Below are 25,790 nucleotides of genomic sequence, written 5' to 3' on the forward strand. Positions count from 1 at the left end.
TGACGGCTTGAGACATACAGCTTTGCCCGCGCCTCTCGATTTGTCACTGAATCCTGATATTTTTGCCGCCATAAATCCGAGGCGGCCTTTTTTGTGCTGCTTATTCTTTGTTTCTCAGGCAGACATTTTGTTCCATGTTGATAAGTAAAACGCAAAATCGCTTTCTGTTATTCATGCTGATCGTGCTGGTGGCGGTTGGGCAGATGGCGCAAACCATCTATGTGCCAGCCATGGCCAACATGGCCGAAACGCTTAATGTGCGCAGCGGGGCGATCCAGCAGGTGATGGCCGCCTACCTGATGACCTACGGCGGATCGCAGTTGATCTACGGCCCGCTGTCGGACAGTTTTGGCCGCCGTCCGGTGATCCTGATTGGCATGACGATCTTTGCCGTCGGCGCGTTGATCGCTATGTTCGCGCCCTCGTTGGATATTTTGGTGCTGGGTAGCGCGGTACAAGGTTTAGGTACCGGCGTGGCGGGCGTGATGGCGCGCACCATGCCGCGCGATCTCTACGCCGGCATCGCGCTGCGTCAGGCGAACAGCTTGCTTAATATGGGCATTCTGGTGAGTCCGCTGCTGGCGCCGGTGATTGGGGCGCTGCTGACGCATCTGTTTGGCTGGCACGCCTGTTTCGCCTTCCTGCTGCTGCTGTGTGTTGGCGTCACCGCGTCGATGGCGCGCTGGCTGCCGGAAACGCGTCCAGCGGATACGCCCGCCACGCCGTTCCTGCGCCGTTATGCCACTTTGCTGAGCGACGGCAACTTTGTGCGGTACCTGCTGCTGCTGATTGGCGCGCTGGCGGGCATCGCAGTGTTTGAAGCCAGCTGTGGCGTGCTGATGGGCGGCGTGTTGGGGCTGGATGGATTGACCGTCAGCATCCTGTTTATCCTGCCGATTCCGGCGGCGTTCTTTGGTGCCTGGTTTGCCGGACGTGAGCAGAAATCCTGGCACACGCTGATGTGGTACGGCGTGAACAGCTGCCTGTTAGCGGGCTTGCTGATGTGGGTTCCGGCCTGGTTTGGCGTGATGAACATCTGGACGTTGCTGGTGCCGGCTGCGCTGTTCTTCTTTGGCGCGGGCATGCTGTTTCCGCTGGCAACCTCGGGCGCGATGGAGCCGTATGCGTGGCTGGCGGGCAGCGCGGGTGCGTTAATCGGAGGCTTGCAGAATCTCGGTTCCGGCGTGGTGGCGTGGCTTTCTGCGCTGTTGCCGCAGCACGATCAATCCAGCCTTGGCATGCTGATGTTCGTGACGTCGCTGGTGATGCTGCTGTGCTGGTGGCCGCTCTCACGTCATCCGGAGAGCGGCAAGCAGGCGATTACAGGATAAATTGATGCAGCGCCGCGTCTTTGCGATCCAGATAGTGGATTGACTGGATGCGGCGAATGGTGCGCGATTTACCGCGCACCAGCAGGGTTTCGCTGGTGGCGATGTTGCCGTTACGCGTGATGCCTTTCAACAAATCGCCGGTGGTGATGCCGGTGGCCGCGAAGATAACGTTATCGTTGCGCGCCATCTGATCCAGTTTCAGTACCTGACCCGCTTCAATGCCCATCTCGGCGCAGCGTTGCAGTTCATTCTCGCCCAGACGACGATTCTCTTCGCTATCCCCTTTCACCTGATGACGCGCCAGCAGGCGTGCCTGCATGTCGCCGTCCATCGCGCGGATCACGGCCGCCGACACCACACCTTCCGGCGCGCCGCCGATGCCGTACATCACATCCACTTCGCTATCCGGCATGCAGGTCAGAATCGAGGCCGCGACATCGCCATCCGGGAAGGAGAACACGCGCACGCCGAGCTGCTGCAGCTGGGCAATCACCGCATCGTGGCGGGGCTTGGCCAGAATCGATACCGTTAACTGGCTGAGCGGTTTGCCCAATGCCAGCGCGATGTTTTTCAGGTTGATATCAAGCGGCAGATTGAGGTCGATGGCGCCACGTGCGCCCGGTCCAACAATCAGCTTTTCCATGTACATATCAGGTGCGTGCAGGAAGCTGCCCTTATCACCAACCGCCAGCACCGCCAGCGCATTGGCCTGGCCCATCGCCGTCATGCGTGTGCCTTCAATCGGATCGACCGCGATATCCACCGCGTCGCCACGGCCGGTACCGACTTTCTCACCGATATACAGCATCGGCGCTTCGTCGATTTCGCCTTCGCCAATCACAATCTGGCCGTCGATATCAATAGTGTTGAGCATAATGCGCATGGCGTGAACGGCTGCGCCGTCGGCCGCATTTTTATCGCCGCGTCCTAACCAGTGATAGCCCGCCAGAGCGGCGGCTTCAGTCACGCGGGAAAATTCAATCGCGAGTTCTCGTTTCATGGTGGCACCTGACAAAAAACAGGCAGGCAGTTTAACACAGCGGAGAAGCGTGGCAGGGGAAAAACCCGCGGCAGGGCACCGCGGGTCAGCAGGATGTTACTCTTCGTCTTCCCACGCTTTGGCGCGAGCGACGGCTTTCTTCCAGCCCGCATAACGGACGTTACGTTCGGTGGTTTCGATGCTTGGGCGGAACTCACGCTCAATCACCGCTTTAGCGCGAACTTCTTCCAGGTCGCCCCAGAAGCCAACGGCCAGGCCAGCCAGATATGCCGCACCCAGCGCTGTAACTTCACGCACTTCCGGACGCTCAACGCGCGTGCCGAGAATGTCAGACTGGAACTGCATCAGGAAGTTGTTGGCGACTGCACCACCATCCACGCGCAGTGACTGCAGGCGGGTGCCAGCATCGTTCTGCATCGCTTCCAGTACATCGCGCGTCTGGTACGCAATCGACTCCAGCGTGGCACGGATGATGTGGTTAGCGTTCGCACCGCGCGTCAGACCGAAAATCGCGCCGCGTGCATACGGGTCCCAATAAGGCGCGCCCAAACCGGTGAAGGCCGGCACCATATATACGCCGTTAGTGTCTTTCACTTTCAACGCGAAGTATTCAGAGTCGGTTGAATCACTGATCAGCTTCATCTCATCGCGCAGCCACTGAATCGACGCACCACCGATAAACACCGCACCTTCCAGCGCATAGTTCACTTCGCCGCGTGGGCCGCAAGCGATGGTGGTCAGCAGGCCGTGCGTAGACGTCACGGCTTCGGTGCCGGTGTTCATCAACATAAAGCAGCCGGTGCCGTAAGTGTTTTTCGCCATACCCGGTTGTACGCACAGCTGGCCATACAGCGCCGCTTGCTGGTCACCGGCGATTCCGGCGATAGGAATACGCGTACCGCCTTTACCACCAATGTTGGTCTGGCCGTACACTTCGGAAGATCCTTTCACTTCTGGCAGCATTTCACGCGGGATATCGAGGATCTCCAGCATGCGCTCATCCCACTCCAGCTTGTGGATGTTGTACATCATGGTACGTGAGGCGTTGGTGTGATCGGTGACGTGCACACGTCCCTGCGTCATTTTCCAAATCAGCCAGGTATCAACGGTACCGAACAGCAGTTCGCCGCGTTTTGCACGCTCACGTGCGCCTTCAACGTGGTCAAGAATCCACTTCACTTTGGTGCCGGAGAAGTACGGGTTAATCACCAAACCGGTGGTGTGCTGGATGTACTCTTCCAGACCCTCTTTCTTCAGCTTGTTACAGTAATCTGCGGTGCGCGGATCCTGCCAGACGATGGCGTTGTAAACCGGTTTGCCGGTCTCTTTATCCCACACGATGGCGGTTTCACGCTGGTTGGTGATACCAATTGCCGCGATTTGATCGGAGTTAATGTCGGCGTGCGCCAGCACTTCCACCAGCGTGGAGCTTTGTGACGCCCAGATATCCATTGGGTCATGTTCCACCCAACCCGCTTTCGGGTAGATCTGGGTAAATTCGCGCTGAGAAACCGCAACGATGTTGGCATCATGATCAAGCACCACGGCGCGTGAGCTGGTTGTGCCCTGATCGAGTGCAACGATATATTTTTTATCAGTAGTCATTGTGCTGTCCTGATGTGGTATCGATGAAACTTACGCTTTACGCTGCTGAGCGCGCGCAACCGGTTTTTCTGCTGTGCTGGCTTCCGCAACGTTAACTGGCAGATGGCGGCCAATCAGCGAACGGTAACCAAAGGCTCCGAGGCAAGCACCGACCAGCGGGCCAAAAATCGGAACCAGGAAGTAAGGAATATCTTTGCCACCGGTGAAGGCGACGTTGCCCCAACCAGCGAAGAACGCGAACAGTTTTGGACCAAAGTCACGCGCCGGGTTGAGTGCGAAGCCGGTCAGTGGACCCATTGAGCCACCGATGACCGCCACCAGCAGACCAATCAACAGCGGAGCCAGCGGACCACGCGGCACACCGTTGCCGTCATCGGTCAGCGCCATGATCACTGCCATCAACACCGCTGTAATCACCATCTCAACCAGGAACGCCTGAGCTACGCTGATGTGCGGGTTCGGGTAAGTCGAGAAGATACCGGCCAGATCGAGGCTTTCAACACTGCCGCGCACCATTTGATGGCCCGCTTCGTAATCGAAGAACAGATTGTAGTAGAGACCGTAAACCAACGCGGCAGCGCAGAACGCGCCGGCAACCTGCGCCAGAATATAGGGAACAACTTTACGACCTTCAAAATTAGCAAACAGGCACAGCGCGACGGTAACGGCTGGGTTAAGATGCGCGCCGGAAACGCCTGCGCTCAGATAGACTGCCATGGAGACGGCTAAACCCCAGATAATACAAATTTCCCACTGACCGAATGACGCACCGGCCAGTTTCAGTGCAGCAACGCAGCCTGCACCAAAGAAGATAATCAAACCTGTACCGAGAAATTCAGCGATGCACTGACCTTTTAGTGTGTTAGTTGTCTGACTCATAATGGCATTCCTGAAGCGAGGTTAAATTTTATCAGTTTTTGTTCTCATCCATGAGTCGCCCAGCTATCAATGTAGGGTTGATGTGAATTTATCGTTAACGAGCATAAACGAGAAATAGCGAAATTGAAAACTGTGTACTGTGTCATAAAAATGCGCGTTTTCGCGTCTTTTGCTTTTCTTTAAGGCCCATTCACCGCGCTTTACGGGTCGATGCTGACGTGATCGCGCACACAGATGCGCGAAGATGCGCATTTTTTTAGGCATAGACTGAAAAGTGTTACAGACTGCCCTCGCAGGCCTTGTGCCGCTGGACTTGCTGGGTTTGGCTACATACAATCGAGTCATCGTGGCTGAGCGCACTGTAATAAGGCATGCACTAGCCCCATCAACGCCTTGCAAGATTTAGGAGAGGTCAGAAAGATGTCATTTGAAGTGTTCGAGAAACTGGAAGCGAAAGTACAGCAGGCGATTGATACCATCACTCTGCTGCAGATGGAAATTGAAGAGCTGAAAGAGCAAAACAACACGCTGAAAAACGAAGTCAGCCAGGCTTCAGGCAACCAGGATGCACTGGTGCGTGAAAATCAGCATCTGAAAGAAGAGCAGCATGTCTGGCAGGATCGTCTGCGGGCACTGCTGGGAAAAATGGAAGAAGTTTAAGCGTCAATGCTTAAACCAACGGGTGCCGCGGCACCCGTTTTTGTTGCGGCTTACTCGATGTCGAGCGCGTCTTCAGACAGGATGATGCCGGTATTGTCGGCATACAGATGGTCGCCAGAGAAGAAAGTCACGCCGCCGAAGTTAACGCGCACGTCACTTTCGCCAATGCCTTCACCCGCTGCACCCACCGGAATCGCCGCAATCGCCTGAATGCCGATTTCCAGCTCTTCGAGATCGTCAACCTGACGCACCGAGCCGTACACCACAATGCCTTCCCACTCATTTTGCGCCGCCAGACTCGCCAGCTGAGCATCGACCAGTGCGCGACGGACCGAACCGCCGCCATCCACCAGCAATACGCGACCCCGACCGTTCTCTTCCAGCAAATCGTAGAGTAAGCCGTTATCTTCGAAACATTTCACTGTGGTGATTTGACCACCGAATGAGCTGCGCCCACCAAAGTTCGAAAAAAGCGGTTCAACAACATTCACAGCTTCGTGGTAGATGTCACAGAGTTCAGATGTATCGTATTTCATGAGGGTTTTCGTCTGTTTGCCACAGGAGCGCTAAGTATATCGCTATCTGGCGATTGTTGGCAAAATCATCAACCGCCAAAAAAAGCGTTGCATCAATATCCTGCGTAAAAAAAAGCCCGGCACAGTGGCCGGGCAGAGATTTCGCGGGTGAAGCTTACAGAATGAAGCGGCTGAGATCTTCGTCGGCCACCAGCTCATCCAGATGCTTACCAACGTACTCGGCATCGATAGTGATCGACTCACCGTTACGATCGCTGGCGTCATAGGAGATATCTTCCATCAGACGCTCCAGCACGGTATGCAGACGACGCGCACCGATGTTCTCGGTGGTCTCGTTCACCTGCCATGCGGCTTCGGCGATACGCCGCACTGCGTCATCGGTGAAGTCGATGTTGACCCCTTCGGTGCCCATCAGCGCTTTGTACTGCACGGTAACCGAGGCGTTTGGCTCGGTCAGAATGCGCTCGAAGTCATTGACGGTCAGCGCCTGCAGTTCAACGCGAATCGGCAGACGGCCTTGCAGTTCTGGGATCAGATCTGACGGGCTGGCGACCTGGAACGCGCCGGAAGCGATAAACAGAATGTGGTCGGTTTTCACCATGCCGTGCTTGGTGGAAACGGTGCAACCTTCCACCAGCGGCAGCAGGTCGCGCTGTACGCCTTCGCGTGACACGTCTGGACCGCCCGCATTCTGGCCGCCACGCTTACAGATTTTGTCGATTTCGTCGATGAACACGATACCGTGCTGCTCAACCGCATCGATGGCATCCTGCTTCAGCTCTTCCGGGTTCACCAGCTTGGCCGCTTCTTCTTCAATCAGCAGCTTCATGGCTTCTTTGATTTTCAGCTTACGCGGTTTCTGCTTCTGCCCACCGAGGTTCTGGAACATCGATTGCAGCTGGCTGGTCATCTCTTCCATGCCCGGAGGCGCCATGATCTCAACGCCAGCCGATGAAGCGGCCAGATCGATCTCAATCTCTTTGTCATCCAGCTGGCCTTCGCGCAGTTTCTTGCGGAAGGATTGACGCGCTGCCGATGGCTCAGCCGCTTGTTCAGCCTGGCCCCAGTTATTTTTCGCGGGTGGGATCAGCACATCCAGGATGCGCTCTTCCGCCATCTCTTCCGCGCGGTACTTGTTCTTCTCGATTGCCTGGCTGCGCACCATCTTGATGGCAGAATCGGTCAGATCGCGAATGATGGAATCAACCTCTTTACCGACGTAACCGACTTCGGTGAATTTGGTGGCTTCCACTTTGATGAACGGTGCGTTCGCCAGTTTGGCTAAGCGACGGGCGATTTCGGTTTTACCGACACCGGTTGGACCAATCATCAGAATGTTTTTTGGCGTCACTTCATGGCGCAGCTCTTCGTCGAGCTGCATGCGGCGCCAGCGATTACGCAGGGCGATCGCGACCGCCTTCTTTGCGCCGTCCTGGCCGATGATAAAGCGATTAAGCTCGCTGACAATCTCGCGTGGAGTCATCTCAGACATGATGTTTAGTCCTTAGCCTTAGACGGTAATGCTTCGAAGTTAATATTGTGGTTGGTGTAGATACAGATATCGCCAGCGATGTTCAGCGCTTTCTCCACGATATCGTGTGCACCAATGTCGGTGTTTTCCAGCAGCGCGCGTGCCGCTGCCTGGGCGTAAGGCCCACCAGAACCAATTGCGATCAGGTCATTTTCCGGCTGGATAACGTCGCCGTTGCCGCTGATGATTAATGAGGCGTTTTCGTCGGCCACCGCCAGCAGCGCTTCAAGGCGGCGCAGCATGCGATCGGTACGCCAATCTTTAGCCAGTTCGACCGCCGCTTTCACCAGATGGCCCTGGTGCATTTCCAGCTTGCGCTCAAACAGTTCAAACAGGGTGAAGGCATCTGCGGTACCGCCAGCAAAGCCGGCGATCACTTTATCGTTGTAAAGACGACGGACTTTTTTAACGTTGCCTTTCATTACGGTATTGCCGAGCGTAGCCTGGCCATCACCGCCAATCACTACCTGGCCGTTGCGTCGTACACTTACTATTGTTGTCACGGGCAGACCCCTTGTTGCAGTAGAAAAGGAACTCCGCGCACTCGGCGCGGAGTATCATGCAACCAGATATGGGGTAGGAAAAAGGGGTTTCAACCCCCGAGAGCGAGGGGAATACAACTTCCGTGGCCGGAACTGTGTAAGCGTTTGACTGTGCTGTCGGCGCTGCTGCGATCTTTGAACGGCCCGATCACCACGCGATTCCAGCCACCGCCGGTGGTAATGCGGCTTTCAAATCCTTCAAATGCCAGACCGGCGCGTACGGATTCCGCCTGCTCGGTACCTTTGAACGAACCACACTGCACCATCCAGCGTTGTGAAGCGGCTTTCTCTTCCGCTTTCGCCTTGGCCGTTTCCTGCGGCTTGGTTTGCTGCGTTGGCTCACGCGTGATCGGCGCAGCTTGCTGTTGCTGCTGCTGACGCGCGGTCTGTTGTTGCTGCAACTGTTGCTGGCGCTGCTGCTGCTGTAACTGTTGCTGCTGACGTTGCAACTGCTGCTGTTGTTGTTGCTGAACCTGCTGTTGCTGCACCTGCTGACGCTGCAGCGTTTGCTGGCGCTGCGCCGGGGTTTGTTCGTTCCACGGCACTTCGTTCAACTGCGTCGGCTGCTGGCGCATATCGGCCTGCATCTGCTCCAGCAGCTGGCGCTGTTCATCGGTCAGCTGAGTTTGTGATTGCACGCCACCAGCCGAAGGCTCAGTTGGCGACGGAACGGTAATTTGGCGATTTTCCAGCTCTTTGATGTACTTCCAGCGCTCTTCCGGCTTCGGCGGCAGGCCGTTACCGTTGGCTTTGTGGTTTGGAATGACCTCAATCTCTTCTTTCTTATGATGCGAGATAAACCATAAACCACCGGCAAAGGTGACCAGCACGGCCGCGGCCAGTACCATCATGAGCTTTGAAGTGCCTGAACCGCCTTTGCTTTTCTTGCTGCGGCTGGCGGGTTTTTTGCGACGCGTCCCTGTTGAACGCCCGCGGCCTACATAATCTTTCTGTGCCACTTTCGTTCTGCTACCCTTCAAAAAAATGCCAATGGGCATGTAAATGTGCTGTTAATTGCCCGGCAATGAATGCGCCATGTTACGCAAGGGCTGGAACTTTGACCAGCACAGTCTGCCTTCAGAATCCGCTGAAAATGCAGGCGTCTACGCACTATTTTTCCCGTTTTGCCGCCGGTGCCGTACTGCCGCGCACGCGCAGCTCCGCATCCAGCAGGCGCGAACCGTTATTCACGCGTTTACCCTGCAGCTCATCAAGTAACAGCAGCATCGCTTCTCGGCCGATGGCAAAACGCGGCTGGGCCACGGTGGTCAGCGGCGGATCGTAGTATTGCGCCAGTTCGATATCATCAAAGCCCACCACCGACAGATCCTGCGGAATGCGCATGCCAAGTTTACGCGCCTGGTTCATCGCGCCCAGCGCCATCAAATCGCTATGGCAGAAAATCGCTTTCGGCGGCTGCGGCAAACTCATCAACTGCTTAAGCGCATTCGCGCCGGCTTCAAAGGTGAAGTCGCCGTGCACAATCATCGTTGGGTCGATGGCGATACTGCTGCGACGCAGCGCCTGAATATAGCCCTGCAAACGATACTGGCTCAGCGGAATGTGTTCTGGCCCGGTGATGCAGGCAATTTGGCGATGACCAAGCTGCAGCAGGTGATTCACCGCTTCAAAGGCGGCGGTCAGGTTATCGATATGGACCGTGGGTAATGCCATCTCCGGCGCAAATTCGTTGCCCATCACCATCGGCGGCAGGTTGCGCTGATCTTCAATGCCCGCCTCAAACGGCAGCTGTGAACCCAACAGCACCATGCCGTCGATCTGTCGCGTCAGCATTAAATTCAGAAAGGTTTTTTCCTGTTTATTCTGATGCGCGCAATCGCCAATCAGTACCAGATAACCTTCATGCGCAGCAGTGACTTCCACGCCGCGAATGATCTCACTGAAGAAGGGATCGCAGATGTCCGGCACAATCACCAGAATGGTTTGCGTTTCACCGCGTTTGGCATTGCGCGCCAAACCGTGCGGCGCATAACCCACGGCAATCACCGCTTTTTCGACCTTGAGCCGGGTAGCAGCAGAGACTTTTTCTGGATTCATCAACGCACGTGAAACCGTAGCGGTTGAAACGCCTGCTTTCTCGGCCACATCTTTCATGGTGGCGGCGGTGGAGGGTTGCTTCTGGTCCAACGTATAACTCCTGACGCGGTACAGCGCATTGATTTTCAGACATTACCGGGCTTCAACCGGGTCGGCACTATTGTTAACCCAAGGTCGCGTCGGGTTGTTACTTAATTTGCATAAAAATTGTGACTTGTGCGACTTTTTTCGATCTGGCTCGCAGTTGTGGCACGGCTTAGCTTTCGGTGGGATCAATATCCAGCGTCCATTTCACTTTACGCGACGCCGGCAAGGTGGCGATCAGCGGCAGCGATCCGCTCAACAGCTGTTGCAGACGTTTGCGCGATGGATGCTGCAACAGCAGCTGCCAGCGCCAGCGTCCACTGCGCTTCGGTGCCAACGCCGGAACCGGCCCCATCAGCCACATCGCCTCATCTTTTAGCGGACTGGCCTCCAGCAAATTGCGCAGCTGTGTGAGGAATTCCGCCGCCTGTTGGTTATCCATATCCTCAGCGCGGAACAGCGCATGGCTGGTCCACGGCGGCAGTTGAACGGACTGACGCTCCAGCAGCGTTTGATCGGCAAAGGCGAAATAACCGCGATGCAGCAATGTTTGCAGCAATGGATGTTCCGGATGATGGGTCTGTAGCAACACTTCACCCTGTTTACCCGCTCGACCGGCGCGACCCGCGACCTGCGTATAGAGCTGAGCGAAACGCTCGGCGGCGCGGAAATCGGCCGAGAACAGCGCGCCATCAACATCCAGTAGCGACACCAACGTGACATCCGGGAAATGATGGCCTTTCGCCAGCATCTGCGTGCCCACCAGAATACGCGCGCCGCCGCGATGCACATCGGCCAGATGCTGCTCCAGCGCGCCTTTACGGCTGGTGGTGTCGCGATCGATGCGCGATACCGGCACGCCGGGGAACAGCGTGCCCAGCTGCTGTTCCAGCTGTTCGGTGCCGACGCCGACCGGCATCAAATGCGTTGAACCACAGCTTGGGCACTGATTTGGCAGCGGGCGCTGGCTGTCACAATGGTGGCAGCGCAGCTGGCGATGGTTCTGGTGCAGCGTGTAGTAGCTATCGCAGCGCTGGCACTCGGCCAGCCAGCCGCAATCGTGACACATCAGCGCCGGAGAGAAGCCACGGCGGTTGAGGAACAGCAGAACCTGATTGTCGGCCTGCAGGTGCTGACGCATTTTGCCGAGCAGTGCTGGCGCCAATCCGCCTTTCAGCTGCTGGCCTTTAAGATCGATCAGCTGCTGTAACGCCGGTTTAGCATTGCCCGCGCGTTTAGTGAGATTGAGCTGGCGATATTTGCCGACGCGCACGTTGTGCAAGGTTTCCAGCGCGGGCGTGGCGGAACCCATCACAATTGGAATATCTTCCTCATGCGCACGGAACACCGCCAGATCGCGCGCCTGATAGCGCCAGCCTTCCTGTTGTTTGTACGAGCTGTCGTGCTCTTCATCAATGATGATGACGCCGGGGCGCGCCAGCGGCGTGAACAGCGCCGAACGTGTACCGATAACAATTGCCGTTTCGCCGCTGCGCGCGCGCAGCCAGACGGCGAGGCGTTCGCTGTCATTCAGTGCCGAGTGCAGCACATCAATCGGCGCATCAAAGCGCTCACGGAAGCGGGCGATGGTTTGCGGCGTCAGGCCGATTTCCGGCACCAGCACCAAAGCCTGTTTGCCGCGTGCCAGCACGTTCTCCAGCACGCTGAGATAAACCTCGGTTTTACCCGAACCGGTAATGCCGGCCAGCAGCCACGGCGCATAGTGATCGTCTTCACTGCGCATCGCGCCCACCGCCATCGCCTGATCGGTGTTCAGGCGCAGGCGATCCCCTTTGACGGCAAAGCTGGTACGCCAGTCGTGCATCTGCGGCGTGTGTTCACGCAGTTCGCACAAGCCTTTTGCGCGCAACGCTTGCAGCGCGGCATCGGTAAAATCGTGTTCGCTGACCTGATGACGATAGAGCGGTCGCTGACGCAGCATCGCCAGCGCTTGCTGCTGTTTCGGCGCGCGCTTCAGGCTCTCCATCGCCACTTCACGGCCAGCGTCATTGATCACCCATTGCCACAGCGGCGCTTCCTGCGCGGGTTTGCCCTGACGCAGCAGCACCGGCAGCGCATGGCTCAGCACTTCGCCGAGCGGCGAATGATAATAGTTGGCGGCCCAATGCAAAATGCGCCACAGGGCGGGCGAGAACAGACTTTGATCGTCGAGCACGCTCTCTATCTGCTTGAGCTGCGTCAGCGGCAGATCGCTGGTCTCACGCGTGCCGATCACAATGCCGATCATTTTGCGGTTGCCGAACGGCACATTCACGCGTGCGCCGGCCACCGGTTGCGGCGCATCGGCAGGCAGCAAGTAATCAAACAGGCGAGGTAGCGGAACGGGCAGGGCAACCTGAACAACGGGCATCTGAATCTCTATCCGGTTCTGAATTAAGGAGAAGTAGTGTACACGGCTAATTAGGAAGCGGCTATTTGCTAAAACCGGTTAATTTCTGTATACTATGCCGCCTTCGATGAGATCACTTGTCGGAGCATACACTTAATGTTCAACCGCGTGTGGTGCTGTGCAGGCTGAGCCTGGCACGGAGAGCGACACGGCCTTTTATGAGGTTCTCCCATGAAACAAGGTATTCACCCTAAGTACGAAGCAGTAACCATGACTTGCTCTTGCGGTAACGTGATCAACACCCGTTCAACCATGGCTTCTGGTCTGAACCTGGACGTGTGCGGCAAATGCCACCCGTTCTACACTGGTAAGCAGCGTATTGCTGACACCGGTGGCCGTGTAGATCGCTTCAACAAGCGTTTCAGCGTGCCAGCAAGCAAGAAATAAGATTTTTGGCCGTCGAATCTTCGCGATTCGGCAGCAAGAAAAAACCCAGCCTCGGCTGGGTTTTTTTATTTCTGGCTTCAGTATTCCCAACTATCGGGATCGATGCCCATTTCACGCATAATCTGTTTCGCTTCTTCCGGAATCTCATCGCTGCGTTCTTTACGCAAATCGACATCGTTCGGCAGAGGCTGCCCGGTGAAAGCATGCAAAAAGGCTTCACACAGCAGTTCGCTGTTGGTGGCGTGACGCAGGTTGTTCACCTGACGGCGGGTGCGCTCGTCCGTTAAAATCTTCAGCACTTTTAGCGGGATAGAAACTGTGATTTTCTTAACCTGCTCGCTCTTCTTGCCATGTTCAGCGTAAGGGCTGATATATTCGCCGTTCCATTCAGCCATGGGTTACCTTAATCAATAAAAGTTGAATATGGGGAAATCCGTTGATTATGCCCGATTTTTCGATGCCTGACCCCTTAAACCGCAGGTTTTATGCTTGAGCACCGCTTCTGCAAAGGAAAGCGCGCTGAACACCAGGCGATGACGGACAATTTTAGCGGTTATTGATGATTTGCTCAATCTATACGCAAAGACATTTAGATGTCCAGATGTATTGACGTCTATGTGCGGAATGTTATCCTGTTGCTCTTCTTTTTTCTTCAGGAACAGTAAGCACCATGACGCGTAAACAGGCAACCATCGCAGTACGTAGCGGTTTGAATGATGACGAGCAATATGGCTGCGTTGTCCCACCGATTCATCTCTCCAGCACCTATAACTTCCTCGACTTCAATGAGCCGCGTGCGCATGACTATTCACGTCGTGGTAATCCAACGCGCGATGTGGTTCAGCGCGCGCTGGCAGAACTGGAAGGTGGCGCAGGCGCGGTATTGACCAATACCGGCATGTCAGCGATTCATCTGGTGACAACCGTGTTCCTGAAGCCGGGCGATCTGCTGGTGGCGCCACACGACTGTTACGGCGGCAGCTATCGCCTGTTCGATAGCCTGAGCAAGCGCGGCGCGTATCGCGTGAAGTTTGTCGATCAGGGCGATAAAGCTGCGCTGGCCGCTGCTCTGGCCGAGAAGCCAAAACTGGTGCTGGTTGAAAGCCCAAGTAATCCACTGCTGCGTGTGGTCGATATCGCCAGCATTTGCGCCGCCGCGCGTGAAGCTGGCGCCATTAGCGTGGTAGACAACACCTTCCTCAGCCCGGCGCTGCAAAACCCGCTGGCGCTGGGTGCCGACTTGGTTGTTCACTCCTGCACCAAATACCTGAATGGTCACTCTGATGTGGTGGCGGGCGCGGTGATTGCGAAAGATCCAGCGATGGCCACCGATCTGGCGTGGTGGGCGAATAATATTGGTGTAACCGGCGCGGCGTTTGATAGCTACCTGCTGCTGCGCGGTTTGCGCACGCTGTCACCGCGCATCGCCGCTGCACAACGCAATGCATTGGCGATAGTTGATTACCTGAAGCAACAACCGCTGGTGAAAAAACTGTATCATCCGTCCCTGCCGGAAAATGCCGGTCATGAGTTTGCGGTACGTCAGCAGCGTGGTTTTGGTGCCATGCTGAGTTTCGAAATCGATGCCGATGAGGCTCGCCTGCGCCGCTTCCTGAAAGCGCTGCAGTTGTTCACGCTGGCCGAATCGCTGGGCGGCGTAGAAAGTTTGATTTCGCATACCGCGACCATGACGCATGCTGGCATGTCTGCAGAAGCACGCGCGGCAGCGGGAATTTCGGAAACACTGCTGCGTATTTCTGTTGGGATTGAAGATCACGAAGATTTAATCGCCGATCTGGATAATGCATTCCGGATCGCAGCCGAGGAGTAATCATGACGAGTTCAGTGGGCGCGGGAACGCCGATCAAGCAGTTGCATAAATTTGGTGGCAGTAGCCTGGCCGACGCACGTTGCTATCAGCGCGTGGCCAGCATCATGGCGGATTACAGCCAGCCAGGCGACTTAATGGTGGTCTCTGCCGCAGGCAGCACCACTAACCAGTTGATCAGCTGGCTGAAATTGAGCCAGAGCGATCGCTTATCTGCTCATCAGGTGCAACAGGCTTTACGGCGTTTTCACAGCGAGTTAATTGCTGCGCTGCTGCCTGCTGAATATGCCGAAACCCTGACGTCTTCCTTTATACGCGATCTGGAAAGACTGGCGGCGCTGCTCGATGGCACCATCACCGATGCGGTGTATGCCGAAGTGGTGGGGCATGGCGAAATCTGGTCGGCGCGCTTGATGGCCGCGGTGCTGAGCCAGCGCGAGATCGAAGCCGCCTGGCTGGATGCGCGTGACTTCTTGCGTGCTGAACGTGCCGCGCAGCCGCAGGTTGATGAAGGCAAATCCTGGCCGCTGCTGCAGGAGCTGTTAACACAGCATCCGCATAAGCGTTTGGTGGTGACCGGATTTATCAGCCGCAGCGAAGCGGGTGAAACCGTGCTGCTTGGGCGTAACGGCTCGGACTACTCGGCAACGCAGATTGGTGCGCTGGCGGGCGTGGGGCGCGTGACCATCTGGAGCGATGTGGCGGGCGTTTACAGCGCCGATCCGCGTAAAGTCTCTGATGCGTGCCTGCTGCCGCTGCTGCGTCTTGATGAAGCCAGCGAGCTGGCGCGTCTGGCGGCGCCGGTGCTGCACACCCGCACCTTGCAGCCGGTTTCCAACAGCGACATCGACTTGCAGCTGCGTTGCAGCTATCAACCGGAGCAGGGCTCGACGCGCATTGAGCGCGTGCTGGCCTCCGGCACCGGCGCGCGTATCGTCACCAGCCACGATGATGTGTGTCTGGTGGAGATTCAAATTCCCGACAATCACGATTTCAAAACCCAGCAGAAAGAGATCGATCTGCTGCTGAAGCGCGCGCAGCTGCGTCCGCTGGCGATCGGCGTGCATCCCGATCGCCGCCTGCTGCAGCTGTGTTACACCTCGGAAGTGGTGAATAGCGCCTTCAACCTGTTGCAGGACGCCGCACTGCCGGGCCATCTGCAGCTGCGCGACGGCTTGGCGCTGGTGGCGCTGGTGGGCGCGGGCGTGACGCGTAATCCGCTGCACAGCCACCGCTTCTGGCAGCAGATCAAAGATCAGCCGGTGGAGTTTGTCTGGCAATCGGAAGATCACATCAGCATCGTGGCGGTACTGCGCGTCGGCCCGACGCAGCACCTGATTCAGGGACTGCATCAGTCGCTGTTCCGCGCAGAAAAACGCATCGGCCTGATCTTGTTCGGCAAAGGCAACATCGGTTCACGCTGGCTGGAGCTGTTTGCCCGCGAGCAGGAAACGCTGTCGGCACGTACAGGATTTGAATATGTGCTGGCGGGCGTGGCAGACAGCAGCCGCAGTTTGCTGAGCTACGACGGTCTGGAAGCCAGCCGCGCATTGGCGTTCTTTGATGATGAAGCGGTCGAGCGCGATGAAGAGTCGCTGTTCCTGTGGATGCGTGCGCACCCGTTCGATGATTTAGTGGTGCTGGACGTCACCGCCAGCGAGCAGCTGGCGCAGCAGTATCATGATTTCGCCAGTCACGGCTTCCACGTTATCAGCGCCAACAAAGTTGCCGGTGCGTCGAGCGGTCAGAGCTGGCGTCAGGTGCGCGATGCTTTCGCCAAAACCGGTCGTCACTGGCTGTATAACGCCACCGTCGGTGCCGGTTTGCCGGTCAATCACACGGTGCGCGATTTACGCGAAAGCGGCGATAGCATTCTGGCGATCAGCGGCATCTTCTCCGGCACGCTGTCGTGGCTGTTCCTGCAATTTGATGGCACGGTGCCGTTTAGCGAGCTGGTTGATCAGGCGTGGCAGCAAGGCCTGACCGAACCAGACCCGCGCGTGGATTTGTCTGGGCAGGACGTAATGCGCAAGCTGGTGATTCTGGCGCGTGAAGCGGGCTACGACATCGAGCCGGATCAAGTGCGTGTCGAGTCGCTGGTGCCGGCAATTTGCGACGGTGAGTCGATTGATCACTTCTTCGAAAACGCCGACGAGCTGAATGATCAGATGCTGCAGCGTCTGGAAGCCGCGCAAGAGATGGGCTTAGTGCTGCGTTACGTGGCGCGTTTCGATGCTAATGGCAAAGCGCGCGTCGGCGTGGAAGCGGTGCGCCCAGAGCATCCGCTGGCCGCGTTGCTGCCGTGCGATAACGTGTTTGCCATCGAAAGCCGCTGGTATCGCGATAATCCGCTGGTGATTCGCGGACCGGGCGCAGGCCGTGATGTTACGGCGGGTGCGTTGCAATCGGATATCAATCGCCTCGCACAGCTGCTGTAATCTGCCTCACTCTGCAGACGGCATCGTCCGTCTGCAATCTTCACCTTCCCCCGCGCATCATGAAACGCTTTCACCTTGAGTGAAGATTTGTCACGCCTGTTCATTAATTTTCAGTTGACGCTAACGTGGGAATCGTTCATTTTGTGCATCTGGACGTCTAAACGTATGGATGTTCGAAGGCCGCAAAATAATCGATGTGTGATGACGAGGTAATTAGGATGAGTTTCTTTCACGCCAATCAACGCGAAGCGTTGAACCAGAGCCTGGCTGAGCTGAACGGGCAAATTAATGTCTCTTTCGAATTTTTCCCGCCACGTACCAGCGAAATGGAAGAAACCCTGTGGAGCTCAATCGATCGACTGAGCAGCCTGAAGCCGAAATTCGTCTCCGTCACCTACGGTGCCAACTCGGGCGAGCGCGATCGTACACATAGCATCATCAAAGGCATCAAAGATCGTACTGGTCTGGAAGCCGCACCGCATCTGACCTGTATCGATGCTACGCGTGATGAGTTGCGCGGCATCGCGCGTGATTACTGGGATAGCGGCATTCGTCATATCGTGGCACTGCGCGGTGATTTACCGCCAGGCAGCGGCAAGCCGGAGATGTACGGTTCGGATTTGGTGGCGCTGCTGAAAGACGTTGGCGATTTTGACATCTCGGTGGCGGCCTATCCGGAAGTGCATCCCGAAGCGAAAAGCGCGCAGGCCGATTTGATTAACCTGAAACGCAAAATTGATGCCGGTGCTAACCGCGCCATCACGCAGTTCTTCTTCGATGTTGAAAGCTACCTGCGCTTCCGCGATCGCTGTGTCGCAACCGGTATCGACGTGGAGATCGTGCCGGGTATTTTGCCGGTCTCTAACTTTAAACAGCTACAACGCTTCGCCACCATGACCAATGTGCGGGTGCCGGGATGGATGAGTGCAATGTTTGAAGGTCTGGATAACGATCCGGAGACGCGCAAAATGGTCGGTGCCAGCGTCGCCATGGACATGGTGAAAATCCTGTCGCGGGAAGGGGTGAAGGATTTTCATTTCTATACGCTGAACCGCGCCGAGTTGAGTTACGCCATTTGCCACACGCTGGGTGTGCGTCCGGCGATGGGAGGTTAATGCCCTCACCCTGTCCCTCTCCCGCCAGCGGGCGAGGGAAGGGTTAGGTGGAGCAATGTTGAAACACCTGTGCTTGATTGGTTCCCTCTCCCGCCAGCGGGAGAGGGTTAGGGTGAGGGGAAAAATTAACCGGTATTACGCATACCCGCTGCAACACCCGCGATCGTCACCATCAGCGCTTGTTCTACACGCGCATCTGGCTCATCACCGCGCTCTTCCTGCGCACGTGAACGATGCAGCAGTTCAGCCTGCAACACGTTCAGTGGATCGGTATAAACGTTACGCAGCGCGATGGACTCAGCAATCCACGGTTGGTCAGCCATCAGATGGGCATCGTTAGCGATGGTCAACACCGCTTTGATATCCGCATCCAGCTGATCGCGCAGCTGCTTGCCGAGCGACCACAGTGATTTATCCACCAGACGCTGATCGTAGTACTCCGCCAGCCACAAATCGGCTTTCGAGAACACCATCTCCAGCATGCCAAGACGTGTGGCGAAGAATGGCCACTCGCGGCACATGTTCTCCAGCTCATCCTGATGACCTTCATCCATCGCTTTCTGCAACGCGGCACCCGCGCCCAGCCAGGCTGGCAGCATCAGGCGGTTCTGCGTCCAGGCGAAGATCCACGGAATGGCACGCAGCGATTCCACACCGCCGGTTGGGCGACGTTTAGCCGGACGTGAACCCAGCGGCAATTTGCCCAGCTCCTGCTCTGGCGTGGCTGAGCGGAAATAGGGCACGAAGTCCGGATTCTCACGCACATAGCCGCGATACATCGCGCAGGAGTGCGCCGACAGACCATTCATGATCTCCTGCCATTCGCGCTTGGGTTCCGGCGGTGGCAGCAGGTTGGCTTCCAGAATCGCACCGGTATACAGCGACAGGCTGGCGATAGTGACTTCGGGCAAACCGTATTTGAAGCGAATCATCTCGCCCTGTTCGGTCACGCGCAGGCCACCTTTCAGGCTGCCCGGCGGTTGTGACAACAGCGCCGCATGGGCTGGCGCGCCGCCACGACCGATTGAGCCGCCGCGTCCGTGGAACAGCGTCAGCGTGATGCCCGCGCTTTCACAGGTTTTGATCAGTGCGTCCTGCGCCTGATATTGCGCCCAGCTGGCGGCCATCACGCCGGCATCTTTCGCCGAGTCGGAATAGCCAATCATCACCATCTGTTTGCCATTGATAAAGCCGCGATACCAGTCGATGTTCAGCAACTGTGTCATCACGTCGTTGGCATTGTTCAGGTCATCAAGGGTTTCAAACAGGCGGCGCAACCGGCATGGCGTAAGGAATGCCGGCTTCTTTCAGCAGCAGATGCACGGCCAGCACGTCCGACGGCGTTTTCGCCATGGAGATCACGTAGGAAGCAATTGAACCCTGTGGCGCTTCGGCCACCACTTTGCAGGTATCCAGCACTTCGCGCGTCTCATCGCCCGGTTCCCACTGATGCGGCAACAGCGGACGCTTGGAATTCAGTTCGCGAATCAGGAAGGCTTGTTTATCCGCTTCTGACCAGCTTTCGTAATCACCGAGGCCGAGATAACGCGTTACTTCGGCAATCGCCTGGGTATGGCGGGTGCTCTCCTGACGGATATCAATGCGCACCAGCGGCACGCCGAAACACTTCACGCGGCGCAGCGTGTCCAGCAGCTGACCATTGGCGATGATGCCCATGCCGCACTGCTGCAGAGATTGATAGATAGCGAACAGCGGATCCCACAGCTGATCGTTAGAGACCAGCAAATCGGCCGGACGCGGCAGGCGCTCGCCTTTAAGACGACGGCCAAGATAAGCCTGCGTGGTCATCAGCTGGCCGCGAAGGCGCTTCAGCACCATGCGGTACGGCTCCAGCGCTTCCGCATCGCCGCACAGCTCGCGCACTTCGTCGCTGCATTCGGACATCGACAGCTCGGAAATCAGCACGCCGATATCGCGCAGGAACAGGTCCGCGGCCTTCCAGCGGCTCAGCTGCATCGCGTGGCGGGTAATCGGTGCGGTGACGTTCGGGTTGCCGTCACGGTCGCCGCCCATCCACGAGGTAAATTTAATCGGCACGAAATCGACCGGCAGCTTAATGCCAAAAGTCTCTTCCACTTGCTCATTCAGCTCACGCAGGAAGGCTGGCACGCCTTGCCACAGGCTGTTTTCCACCACGGCAAAGCCCCATTTGGCTTCATCGATCGGCGTTGGACGATATTTGCGGATTTCGTCGGTATGCCACGCTTGTGCCACCAGCTGGCGCAGACGGCGCATCACCTGGGTACGTTCGTAGTCAGAGATATCGCTATGATCGAGTTGCTGCAAACAGCTGTTCACTTCGCCCAGCATATGGATCAGCGTGCGGCGGGTAATTTCGGTGGGGTGCGCAGTCAGCACCAGCTCCAGCGACAGCTCTTCAATCGACTGGCGGATCGCCGCTTCGCTGATATCGCCTTGCTGTTTCAGACGTGCGAAAGTCTTTTTCAGCAGTTCAGGATGGTTCGCGCCATCGCCGCTACGCGAAATGGTTTGATACTGTTCAGCGACGTTGGTGAGATTAAGGAACTGGCTAAACGCGCGCGCCACCGGCAGCAGCTCGTCGTTCGACAGATTTTGCAGCGTGGTCAGCAGTTCCTGACGATGAGTGTCATTTCCCGCGCGGGATGACTTAGAGAGTTTACGGATGGTCTCCACCTGGTCGAGGATGTTCTCTCCTAGTGCATCCTTAATCGTATCCCCGAGCAGTTTGCCGAGCATACTGACATTACTTCGCATTGCGGAATATTGTTCGTTCATTGGACCCTGACACCCTTATCGTCTTTTTTAATACTCTTACGCCCAACGGGCATAACATCGTCTTTTATCTAGCCACGTATCTTCCTGCGCGTCAATTGCCTTAAATCTACGTAAATGTGCTGCTAAATGGCGGAAATTCAAAGAATTTGCTTGCAGCGAAGCGAGATAAGTTATTCTTATTATCAAATCCCGAACAATGACGGGGCAATTTGCTGATTTAACAGTGAAATGCCCCATTTGTTGTTCATCAATGACAAAAATGCTGTACGACTTGGGTGATAAGCGCATGAGTCGGCTTGATAAATGCGGTATCAATAAACTCATCAGGTTGATGGGCTTGATTGATCGATCCCGGGCCTAATACCAGCGTTGGGCACAACTGCTGGATAAAAGGCGCTTCAGTGCAATAGTTCACCACTTCGGTTGGCACGCCCAGCAGCTTCTCCACCACTTGCACCAGCTCATGATCGGCCGGACATTCGTAGCCTGGAATCGGCGGATGCAGCTCGCCTACGGTGAGACGTCCCGGCCAGCGCGCACTTACCGGCGCCAGCGCGTCATTCAGCAGACCATCCAAATCGCTCAGGGTTAAGCCCGGCAGCGGACGAATATCCATGTGCAATTCACAGCAGGCGCAGATGCGGTTGGCCGCGTCGCCACCATGAATATGACCAAAGTTCATGGTTGGATAAGGAATGGCAAAACCATCGTGGTTGTAACGCTCTTTCAGCGTGTTACGCAGCTGCATCAGCTGGGTAATGGATTCATGCATCAGTTCAATGGCGTTAACGCCGCGTGACGGATCGCTGGAGTGGCCTGATTGCCCCTGAATACGAATCACATTCGACAGATGACCTTTATGCGCGCGCACCGGCTTAAGTGAGGTGGGCTCGCCGATGATGGCGCAATCCGGACGCAATTGGGTGGATTCAGAGAAATACTTCGCGCCCGCCATGGTGGTCTCTTCGTCGGCGGTGGCGAGGACGTAGAGCGGCTTGCTGAGTTTGGTCACGTCAACGTCACGCAGCGCGTCCAGAATAAAGGCGAAGAAGCCTTTCATGTCGGCGGTGCCGAGGCCGTACAGCTTGTTGTCGTGTTCGGTCAGCGTGAACGGATCGCGCGTCCAGCGGCCATCATCGTAAGGCACAGTGTCGGTATGACCCGCCAATAACAAGCCGCCTGCGCCCAATCCGCTGCGCGCCAGCATGTTGAATTTATGCCGCGTGCCAGGCACCGGCTGCACTTCGACACTGAAGCCAATATCGCGGAACCAGCCGGCCAGCAAATTGATTAAAGTTTCATTACTCTGATCCAGTGCGCTATCGGTTGCGCTGATTGATGGCGTGGCAATCAACTGGCGGTAGAGTTCGATAAAAGGTGGTAATTTTGTCTTCACTGTTGACGGTCCTTGGGTTAGGATGTATCAATATTCATGCATTAATAGTGAATAAAAATACAATAACGTCGCTTGCATGTGAAGCATCAAATCTTCTGCAAACGGCATTCTGGGCAACGGGGCAAGGCCGCGACCCGATACGTGTGACTGTAATAAGGTATACAGCCTGATGTTGAATACGCTGATCGTTGGTGCCAGTGGTTACGCTGGCGTAGAGCTTGCCACCTACCTGAATCGCCATCCGCATATGAACATAACCGCTTTGGCGGTTTCAGCGCAAAGCCCGGATGCTGGAAAGTTATTGTCGGATTTGCATCCGCAGCTCAAAGGCATTGTCGATTTGCCGCTGCAGCCGCTGAGCGATGCCGCTGAATGGGCCGACAAAGTGGATGTGGTGTTCCTCGCCACCGCCCATGAAGTCAGCCACGATCTGGCACCCGAATTCCTCAAAGCCGGTTGCGTGGTGTTTGATCTCTCCGGCGCGTTCCGCGTAAACGACGATGCGTTCTATACGCAATATTACGGTTTCAGCCATCAGCATCAGGATTGGCTGGACAAGGCGGTTTACGGCCTGGCCGAATGGCAGCACGACAAAATTAAAGATGCGGAGCTGGTTGCGGTGCCGGGTTGCTACCCAACCGCAGCCCAGCTTTCGCTGAAACCGCTGATCGCAGCGGGTCTGCTTAACGATGCACAGTGGCCGGTAATCAATGCCACCAGCGGCGTGAGCGGCGCAGGGCGCAAAGCCAACGTTGGCACCAGCTTCTGTGAAGTGAGCTTGCAGCCGTACGGCCTGTTTAATCATCGTCATCACCCGGAAATTGTGGCGCATCTCGGTACGCCGGTGATCTTCACGCCACATCTGGGCAGCTTCCCACGCGGGATTTTATCGACCACCACTTGCCGCCTGAAAGCGGGCGTGACGCAGCAGGATGTGGCGGATGCCTTCCATAACGCTTACCACGACAAACCGCTGGTGCGCGTCTATGACAAAGGCGTACCGGCGCTGAAAGCGGTGGTCGGTTTGCCGTTCTGCGACATCGGCTTCGCCATGCAAGGCGAGCACCTGATTGTGGTGGCTGCCGAAGATAACCTGCTGAAAGGCGCCTCATCGCAGGCGGTTCAGTGTTTGAACATTCGTTTCGGCTTCCCCGAAACGCTGTCTCTGATTTAACGAACGGATAACGCAATGAATCCATTAATCATTAAACTGGGTGGCGTGCTGCTGGATAGCGAAGAAGCGCTGGCCCGTCTGTTTGATGCCCTGCTGGCGTACCGCAATGAACATCAGCGTCCGCTGATCATTGTGCACGGCGGTGGTTGCGTGGTGGACGAGCTGATGAAGAAGCTCGCGCTGCCGGTGAAAAAGAAGAACGGTTTGCGCGTGACGCCAGCCGATCAGATTGACATTATTACCGGTGCGTTAGCCGGTACAGCCAACAAAACGCTGCTGGCGTGGGCGAAGAAATATGGCATCGGCGCGGTGGGTTTGTGCCTCGGCGATGCCGGTCTGGTCAACGTGGCGCAGTTCGATGAAGAGCTGGGACACGTTGGCAACGCGACGCCGGGCAATCCGGCGCTGGTGAACACGCTGCTGGCGGCGGGCTACATGCCGGTGATCAGCTCGATTGGCATCACCGACGGCGGTGAGTTGATGAACGTCAACGCCGACCAGGCGGCAACCGCGCTGGCTGCGACCATCGGTGCCGATTTGGTGCTGTTGTCTGATGTCAGCGGTATTCTCGACGGCAAAGGTCAGCGCATCGAAGAGATGACCGCCGCGAAAGCGGAGCAGCTGATTGCGCAGGGCATCATCACCGATGGCATGATCGTGAAAGTGAACGCGGCGCTTGATGCCGCCCGCACGCTCGGTCGCCCGGTCGATATCGCCAGCTGGCGTCATGCTGAACAACTGCCAACCCTTTTCAACGGCGTGTCGATTGGCACCCGGATTCTCGCATAATCAAGGATTAAGACATGAGCACGCAAAACATCAAAAAAATCGTTCTGGCCTACTCCGGCGGTCTGGATACTTCAGCCATCATTCCATGGTTGAAAGAGAACTATGGCGGCTGTGAAGTGGTGGCGTTCGTGGCGAACATTGGCCAGGATCCAGCCGATCTGGAAGGCGTTGAGAAGAAAGCGCTGCAGTCAGGTGCGTCTGAGTGCCACGTGGTTGACCTGCGTGAAGCGTTCATCAGTGAATACGTGTATCCGGTTCTGCAGACTGGCGCCCTGTACGAAGGCACTTATCTGCTGGGTACGTCTATGGCGCGTCCGATTATCGCTAAAGCCCAGGTTGAGCTGGCGCTGAAAGTGGGCGCAGATGCGCTGTGCCACGGCGCAACCGGTAAAGGTAACGATCAGGTGCGTTTCGAAACCACCTACACCGCGCTGGCGCCACAACTGAAAGTGGTTGCGCCATGGCGTGAGTGGGACCTGCGTTCACGTGAAGCGCTGCTGGATTACCTGAAAGAGCGCAATATCCCGACCACCGCGTCACTCGAAAAAATCTACAGCCGTGATGAGAACGCATGGCACATCTCTACCGAAGGCGGCGTGCTGGAAAGCCCAGCCAATGCACCGAACAAAGATTGCTGGGTGTGGACCGTTGATCCGCTGGAAGCGCCCGATCAGCCAGAAAATGTCACGGTCACCGTGGAGAAAGGTCGCGTGGTGGCGGTGAACGGCGAGACGCTGAGCCCGTTCCAGTGCCTGGAAAAACTCAACGTGCTGGGTGCGAAACACGGCGTCGGCCGTATCGACATCGTGGAAAACCGTCTGGTAGGCATCAAGTCCCGCGGCTGCTACGAAACTCCAGGCGGCACCATCATGGTTAACGCGCTGCGTGCGGTTGAACAGCTGGTGCTGGATCGCGATAGCTTCAAATGGCGTGAGCAGCTGGGCCATGAAATGTCTTACGTGGTTTACGATGGTCGCTGGTTCGCGCCGCTGCGTAAATCTATCCAGGCCGCTGCTGAATCATTGGCAGAAGAGGTGAATGGCGAAGTGGTACTGCAGCTGTATAAAGGCCAGGCCACGGCGATTCAGAAAACCTCTGCTAACAGCCTGTACTCAGAAGAGTTCGCCACCTTTGGCGAAGACGAAGTTTACGATCACCGTCACGCGGGCGGCTTTATCCGCTTGTTCTCACTCTCTTCACGCATTCGCGCGCTGAACGAGCAGAAGAAGTAATACCGCGGCAATCGACA

Annotated in this window: 20 protein-coding genes and 1 pseudogene; 9 read left to right on the forward strand and 12 right to left on the reverse strand. The window is 56.6% G+C overall.

Going from position 1 to position 25,790, the window contains the following annotated elements; translation table 11 throughout:
• The first annotated feature begins 134 nt into the window (after nt 1-134).
• Complete coding sequence (gene emrD, locus Q3H59_RS00765) at nt 135-1,331, forward strand: multidrug efflux MFS transporter EmrD (protein ID WP_137386754.1); 1,197 nt, start codon at nt 135-137, stop codon at nt 1,329-1,331.
• Here the strand turns inward: emrD and glpX are convergent.
• The 3 genes from glpX to Q3H59_RS00780 form a co-directional block, all read right to left on the reverse strand.
• Entirely contained in the window at nt 1,321-2,331 is a 1,011-nt protein-coding gene (gene glpX / locus Q3H59_RS00770) for a class II fructose-bisphosphatase (RefSeq protein WP_277974237.1), read from the reverse strand. The genes emrD and glpX overlap by 11 nt on opposite strands.
• Nucleotides 2,332-2,427: 96 nt before the next feature.
• Complete coding sequence (gene glpK, locus Q3H59_RS00775) at nt 2,428-3,936, reverse strand: glycerol kinase GlpK (RefSeq protein WP_110868179.1); 1,509 nt, start codon at nt 3,934-3,936, stop codon at nt 2,428-2,430.
• A 30-nt stretch (nt 3,937-3,966) separates the two neighbouring features.
• The gene (locus tag Q3H59_RS00780) at nt 3,967-4,815 is read right to left on the reverse strand and encodes an MIP/aquaporin family protein (RefSeq protein ID WP_061720295.1); all 849 of its coding nucleotides are present in this window, start codon (nt 4,813-4,815) and stop codon (nt 3,967-3,969) included.
• Nucleotides 4,816-5,235: 420 nt separating this feature from the next.
• On the opposite strand from Q3H59_RS00780, the gene zapB reads away from it, so the two are divergent.
• Complete coding sequence (gene zapB / locus Q3H59_RS00785) at nt 5,236-5,475, forward strand: cell division protein ZapB (protein ID WP_007885384.1); 240 nt, start codon at nt 5,236-5,238, stop codon at nt 5,473-5,475.
• Between the two features lie 50 nt (nt 5,476-5,525).
• Here zapB and rraA read toward each other — a convergent pair whose 3' ends face one another.
• From rraA to priA, 6 genes are all read right to left on the reverse strand, one after another.
• Nucleotides 5,526-6,011, reverse strand: a complete 486-nt coding sequence (gene rraA / locus Q3H59_RS00790) for a ribonuclease E activity regulator RraA (protein WP_061720294.1) — start codon at nt 6,009-6,011, stop codon at nt 5,526-5,528.
• 154 nt (nt 6,012-6,165) lie between these two features.
• A complete protein-coding gene (gene hslU, locus Q3H59_RS00795; RefSeq protein WP_007885388.1) occupies nt 6,166-7,503 on the reverse strand; it encodes an HslU--HslV peptidase ATPase subunit in 1,338 nt (445 codons plus the stop codon).
• 5 nt (nt 7,504-7,508) lie between these two features.
• Entirely contained in the window at nt 7,509-8,045 is a 537-nt protein-coding gene (gene hslV / locus Q3H59_RS00800; protein WP_101760642.1) for an ATP-dependent protease subunit HslV, read from the reverse strand.
• Between the two features lie 89 nt (nt 8,046-8,134).
• Nucleotides 8,135-9,043, reverse strand: a complete 909-nt coding sequence (gene ftsN / locus Q3H59_RS00805; protein ID WP_309832643.1) for a cell division protein FtsN — start codon at nt 9,041-9,043, stop codon at nt 8,135-8,137.
• A 151-nt stretch (nt 9,044-9,194) separates the two neighbouring features.
• Nucleotides 9,195-10,232 (reverse strand): DNA-binding transcriptional regulator CytR, encoded by a 1,038-nt coding sequence (cytR, locus tag Q3H59_RS00810; protein WP_061720292.1) that lies wholly within the window; start codon nt 10,230-10,232, stop codon nt 9,195-9,197.
• Between the two features lie 166 nt (nt 10,233-10,398).
• Nucleotides 10,399-12,597 (reverse strand): primosomal protein N', encoded by a 2,199-nt coding sequence (gene priA / locus Q3H59_RS00815; RefSeq protein WP_110868178.1) that lies wholly within the window; start codon nt 12,595-12,597, stop codon nt 10,399-10,401.
• 210 nt (nt 12,598-12,807) lie between these two features.
• Between priA and rpmE the strand changes: the two genes are divergently transcribed.
• Complete coding sequence (gene rpmE / locus Q3H59_RS00820; protein ID WP_007885402.1) at nt 12,808-13,023, forward strand: 50S ribosomal protein L31; 216 nt, start codon at nt 12,808-12,810, stop codon at nt 13,021-13,023.
• A gap of 77 nt (nt 13,024-13,100) precedes the next feature.
• Here the strand turns inward: rpmE and metJ are convergent, their stop codons facing one another.
• Nucleotides 13,101-13,418, reverse strand: coding sequence for a met regulon transcriptional regulator MetJ (gene metJ, locus Q3H59_RS00825; protein WP_007885403.1), 318 nt, complete (start codon nt 13,416-13,418; stop codon nt 13,101-13,103).
• 275 nt (nt 13,419-13,693) lie between these two features.
• Here metJ and metB point away from each other — a divergent pair, with 275 nt between their 5' ends.
• From metB to metF, 3 genes are all read left to right on the forward strand, one after another.
• The gene (gene metB, locus Q3H59_RS00830) at nt 13,694-14,854 is read left to right on the forward strand and encodes a cystathionine gamma-synthase (RefSeq protein ID WP_101760640.1); all 1,161 of its coding nucleotides are present in this window, start codon (nt 13,694-13,696) and stop codon (nt 14,852-14,854) included.
• A 2-nt stretch (nt 14,855-14,856) separates the two neighbouring features.
• Nucleotides 14,857-17,289, forward strand: coding sequence for a bifunctional aspartate kinase/homoserine dehydrogenase II (locus Q3H59_RS00835; RefSeq protein WP_176972238.1), 2,433 nt, complete (start codon nt 14,857-14,859; stop codon nt 17,287-17,289).
• Between the two features lie 218 nt (nt 17,290-17,507).
• Complete coding sequence (metF, locus tag Q3H59_RS00840) at nt 17,508-18,404, forward strand: methylenetetrahydrofolate reductase (protein WP_110868177.1); 897 nt, start codon at nt 17,508-17,510, stop codon at nt 18,402-18,404.
• Nucleotides 18,405-18,529: 125 nt separating this feature from the next.
• On the opposite strand, the pseudogene ppc reads toward metF, so the two are convergent.
• Nucleotides 18,530-21,182, reverse strand: a pseudogene (ppc, locus tag Q3H59_RS00845) (phosphoenolpyruvate carboxylase).
• A gap of 247 nt (nt 21,183-21,429) precedes the next feature.
• Complete coding sequence (gene argE / locus Q3H59_RS00850; RefSeq protein ID WP_101760637.1) at nt 21,430-22,578, reverse strand: acetylornithine deacetylase; 1,149 nt, start codon at nt 22,576-22,578, stop codon at nt 21,430-21,432.
• A gap of 169 nt (nt 22,579-22,747) precedes the next feature.
• On the opposite strand from argE, the gene argC reads away from it, so the two are divergent.
• Genes argC through Q3H59_RS00865 form a run of 3 tightly spaced genes read left to right on the forward strand, consistent with a single transcriptional unit; the run spans nt 22,748 to nt 25,773 of the window.
• Complete coding sequence (gene argC, locus Q3H59_RS00855; RefSeq protein WP_110868176.1) at nt 22,748-23,752, forward strand: N-acetyl-gamma-glutamyl-phosphate reductase; 1,005 nt, start codon at nt 22,748-22,750, stop codon at nt 23,750-23,752.
• A gap of 15 nt (nt 23,753-23,767) precedes the next feature.
• Entirely contained in the window at nt 23,768-24,541 is a 774-nt protein-coding gene (argB, locus tag Q3H59_RS00860) for an acetylglutamate kinase (RefSeq protein WP_007885411.1), read from the forward strand.
• A gap of 14 nt (nt 24,542-24,555) precedes the next feature.
• The gene (locus Q3H59_RS00865; protein ID WP_101760634.1) at nt 24,556-25,773 is read left to right on the forward strand and encodes an argininosuccinate synthase; all 1,218 of its coding nucleotides are present in this window, start codon (nt 24,556-24,558) and stop codon (nt 25,771-25,773) included.
• Nucleotides 25,774-25,790 lie beyond the last annotated feature (17 nt).

Source organism: Pantoea sp. SORGH_AS_0659 (assembly GCF_031453915.1).
GTDB classification, from domain to species: domain Bacteria; phylum Pseudomonadota; class Gammaproteobacteria; order Enterobacterales; family Enterobacteriaceae; genus Pantoea; species Pantoea leporis.

What these genes read in the sequence shown, in the direction of transcription:
- emrD (WP_137386754.1), top strand. Translation starts at nt 135, where the DNA reads ATGTTGATAAGTAAAACGCAAAATCGCTTTCTGTTATTCATGCTGATC.
- glpX (WP_277974237.1), bottom strand. Translation starts at nt 2,331, where the DNA reads ATGAAACGAGAACTCGCGATTGAATTTTCCCGCGTGACTGAAGCCGCC.
- glpK (WP_110868179.1), bottom strand. Translation starts at nt 3,936, where the DNA reads ATGACTACTGATAAAAAATATATCGTTGCACTCGATCAGGGCACAACC.
- Q3H59_RS00780 (WP_061720295.1), bottom strand. Translation starts at nt 4,815, where the DNA reads ATGAGTCAGACAACTAACACACTAAAAGGTCAGTGCATCGCTGAATTT.
- zapB (WP_007885384.1), top strand. Translation starts at nt 5,236, where the DNA reads ATGTCATTTGAAGTGTTCGAGAAACTGGAAGCGAAAGTACAGCAGGCG.
- rraA (WP_061720294.1), bottom strand. Translation starts at nt 6,011, where the DNA reads ATGAAATACGATACATCTGAACTCTGTGACATCTACCACGAAGCTGTG.
- hslU (WP_007885388.1), bottom strand. Translation starts at nt 7,503, where the DNA reads ATGTCTGAGATGACTCCACGCGAGATTGTCAGCGAGCTTAATCGCTTT.
- priA (WP_110868178.1), bottom strand. Translation starts at nt 12,597, where the DNA reads ATGCCCGTTGTTCAGGTTGCCCTGCCCGTTCCGCTACCTCGCCTGTTT.
- rpmE (WP_007885402.1), top strand. Translation starts at nt 12,808, where the DNA reads ATGAAACAAGGTATTCACCCTAAGTACGAAGCAGTAACCATGACTTGC.
- metJ (WP_007885403.1), bottom strand. Translation starts at nt 13,418, where the DNA reads ATGGCTGAATGGAACGGCGAATATATCAGCCCTTACGCTGAACATGGC.
- metB (WP_101760640.1), top strand. Translation starts at nt 13,694, where the DNA reads ATGACGCGTAAACAGGCAACCATCGCAGTACGTAGCGGTTTGAATGAT.
- Q3H59_RS00835 (WP_176972238.1), top strand. Translation starts at nt 14,857, where the DNA reads ATGACGAGTTCAGTGGGCGCGGGAACGCCGATCAAGCAGTTGCATAAA.
- metF (WP_110868177.1), top strand. Translation starts at nt 17,508, where the DNA reads ATGAGTTTCTTTCACGCCAATCAACGCGAAGCGTTGAACCAGAGCCTG.
- argC (WP_110868176.1), top strand. Translation starts at nt 22,748, where the DNA reads ATGTTGAATACGCTGATCGTTGGTGCCAGTGGTTACGCTGGCGTAGAG.
- argB (WP_007885411.1), top strand. Translation starts at nt 23,768, where the DNA reads ATGAATCCATTAATCATTAAACTGGGTGGCGTGCTGCTGGATAGCGAA.
- Q3H59_RS00865 (WP_101760634.1), top strand. Translation starts at nt 24,556, where the DNA reads ATGAGCACGCAAAACATCAAAAAAATCGTTCTGGCCTACTCCGGCGGT.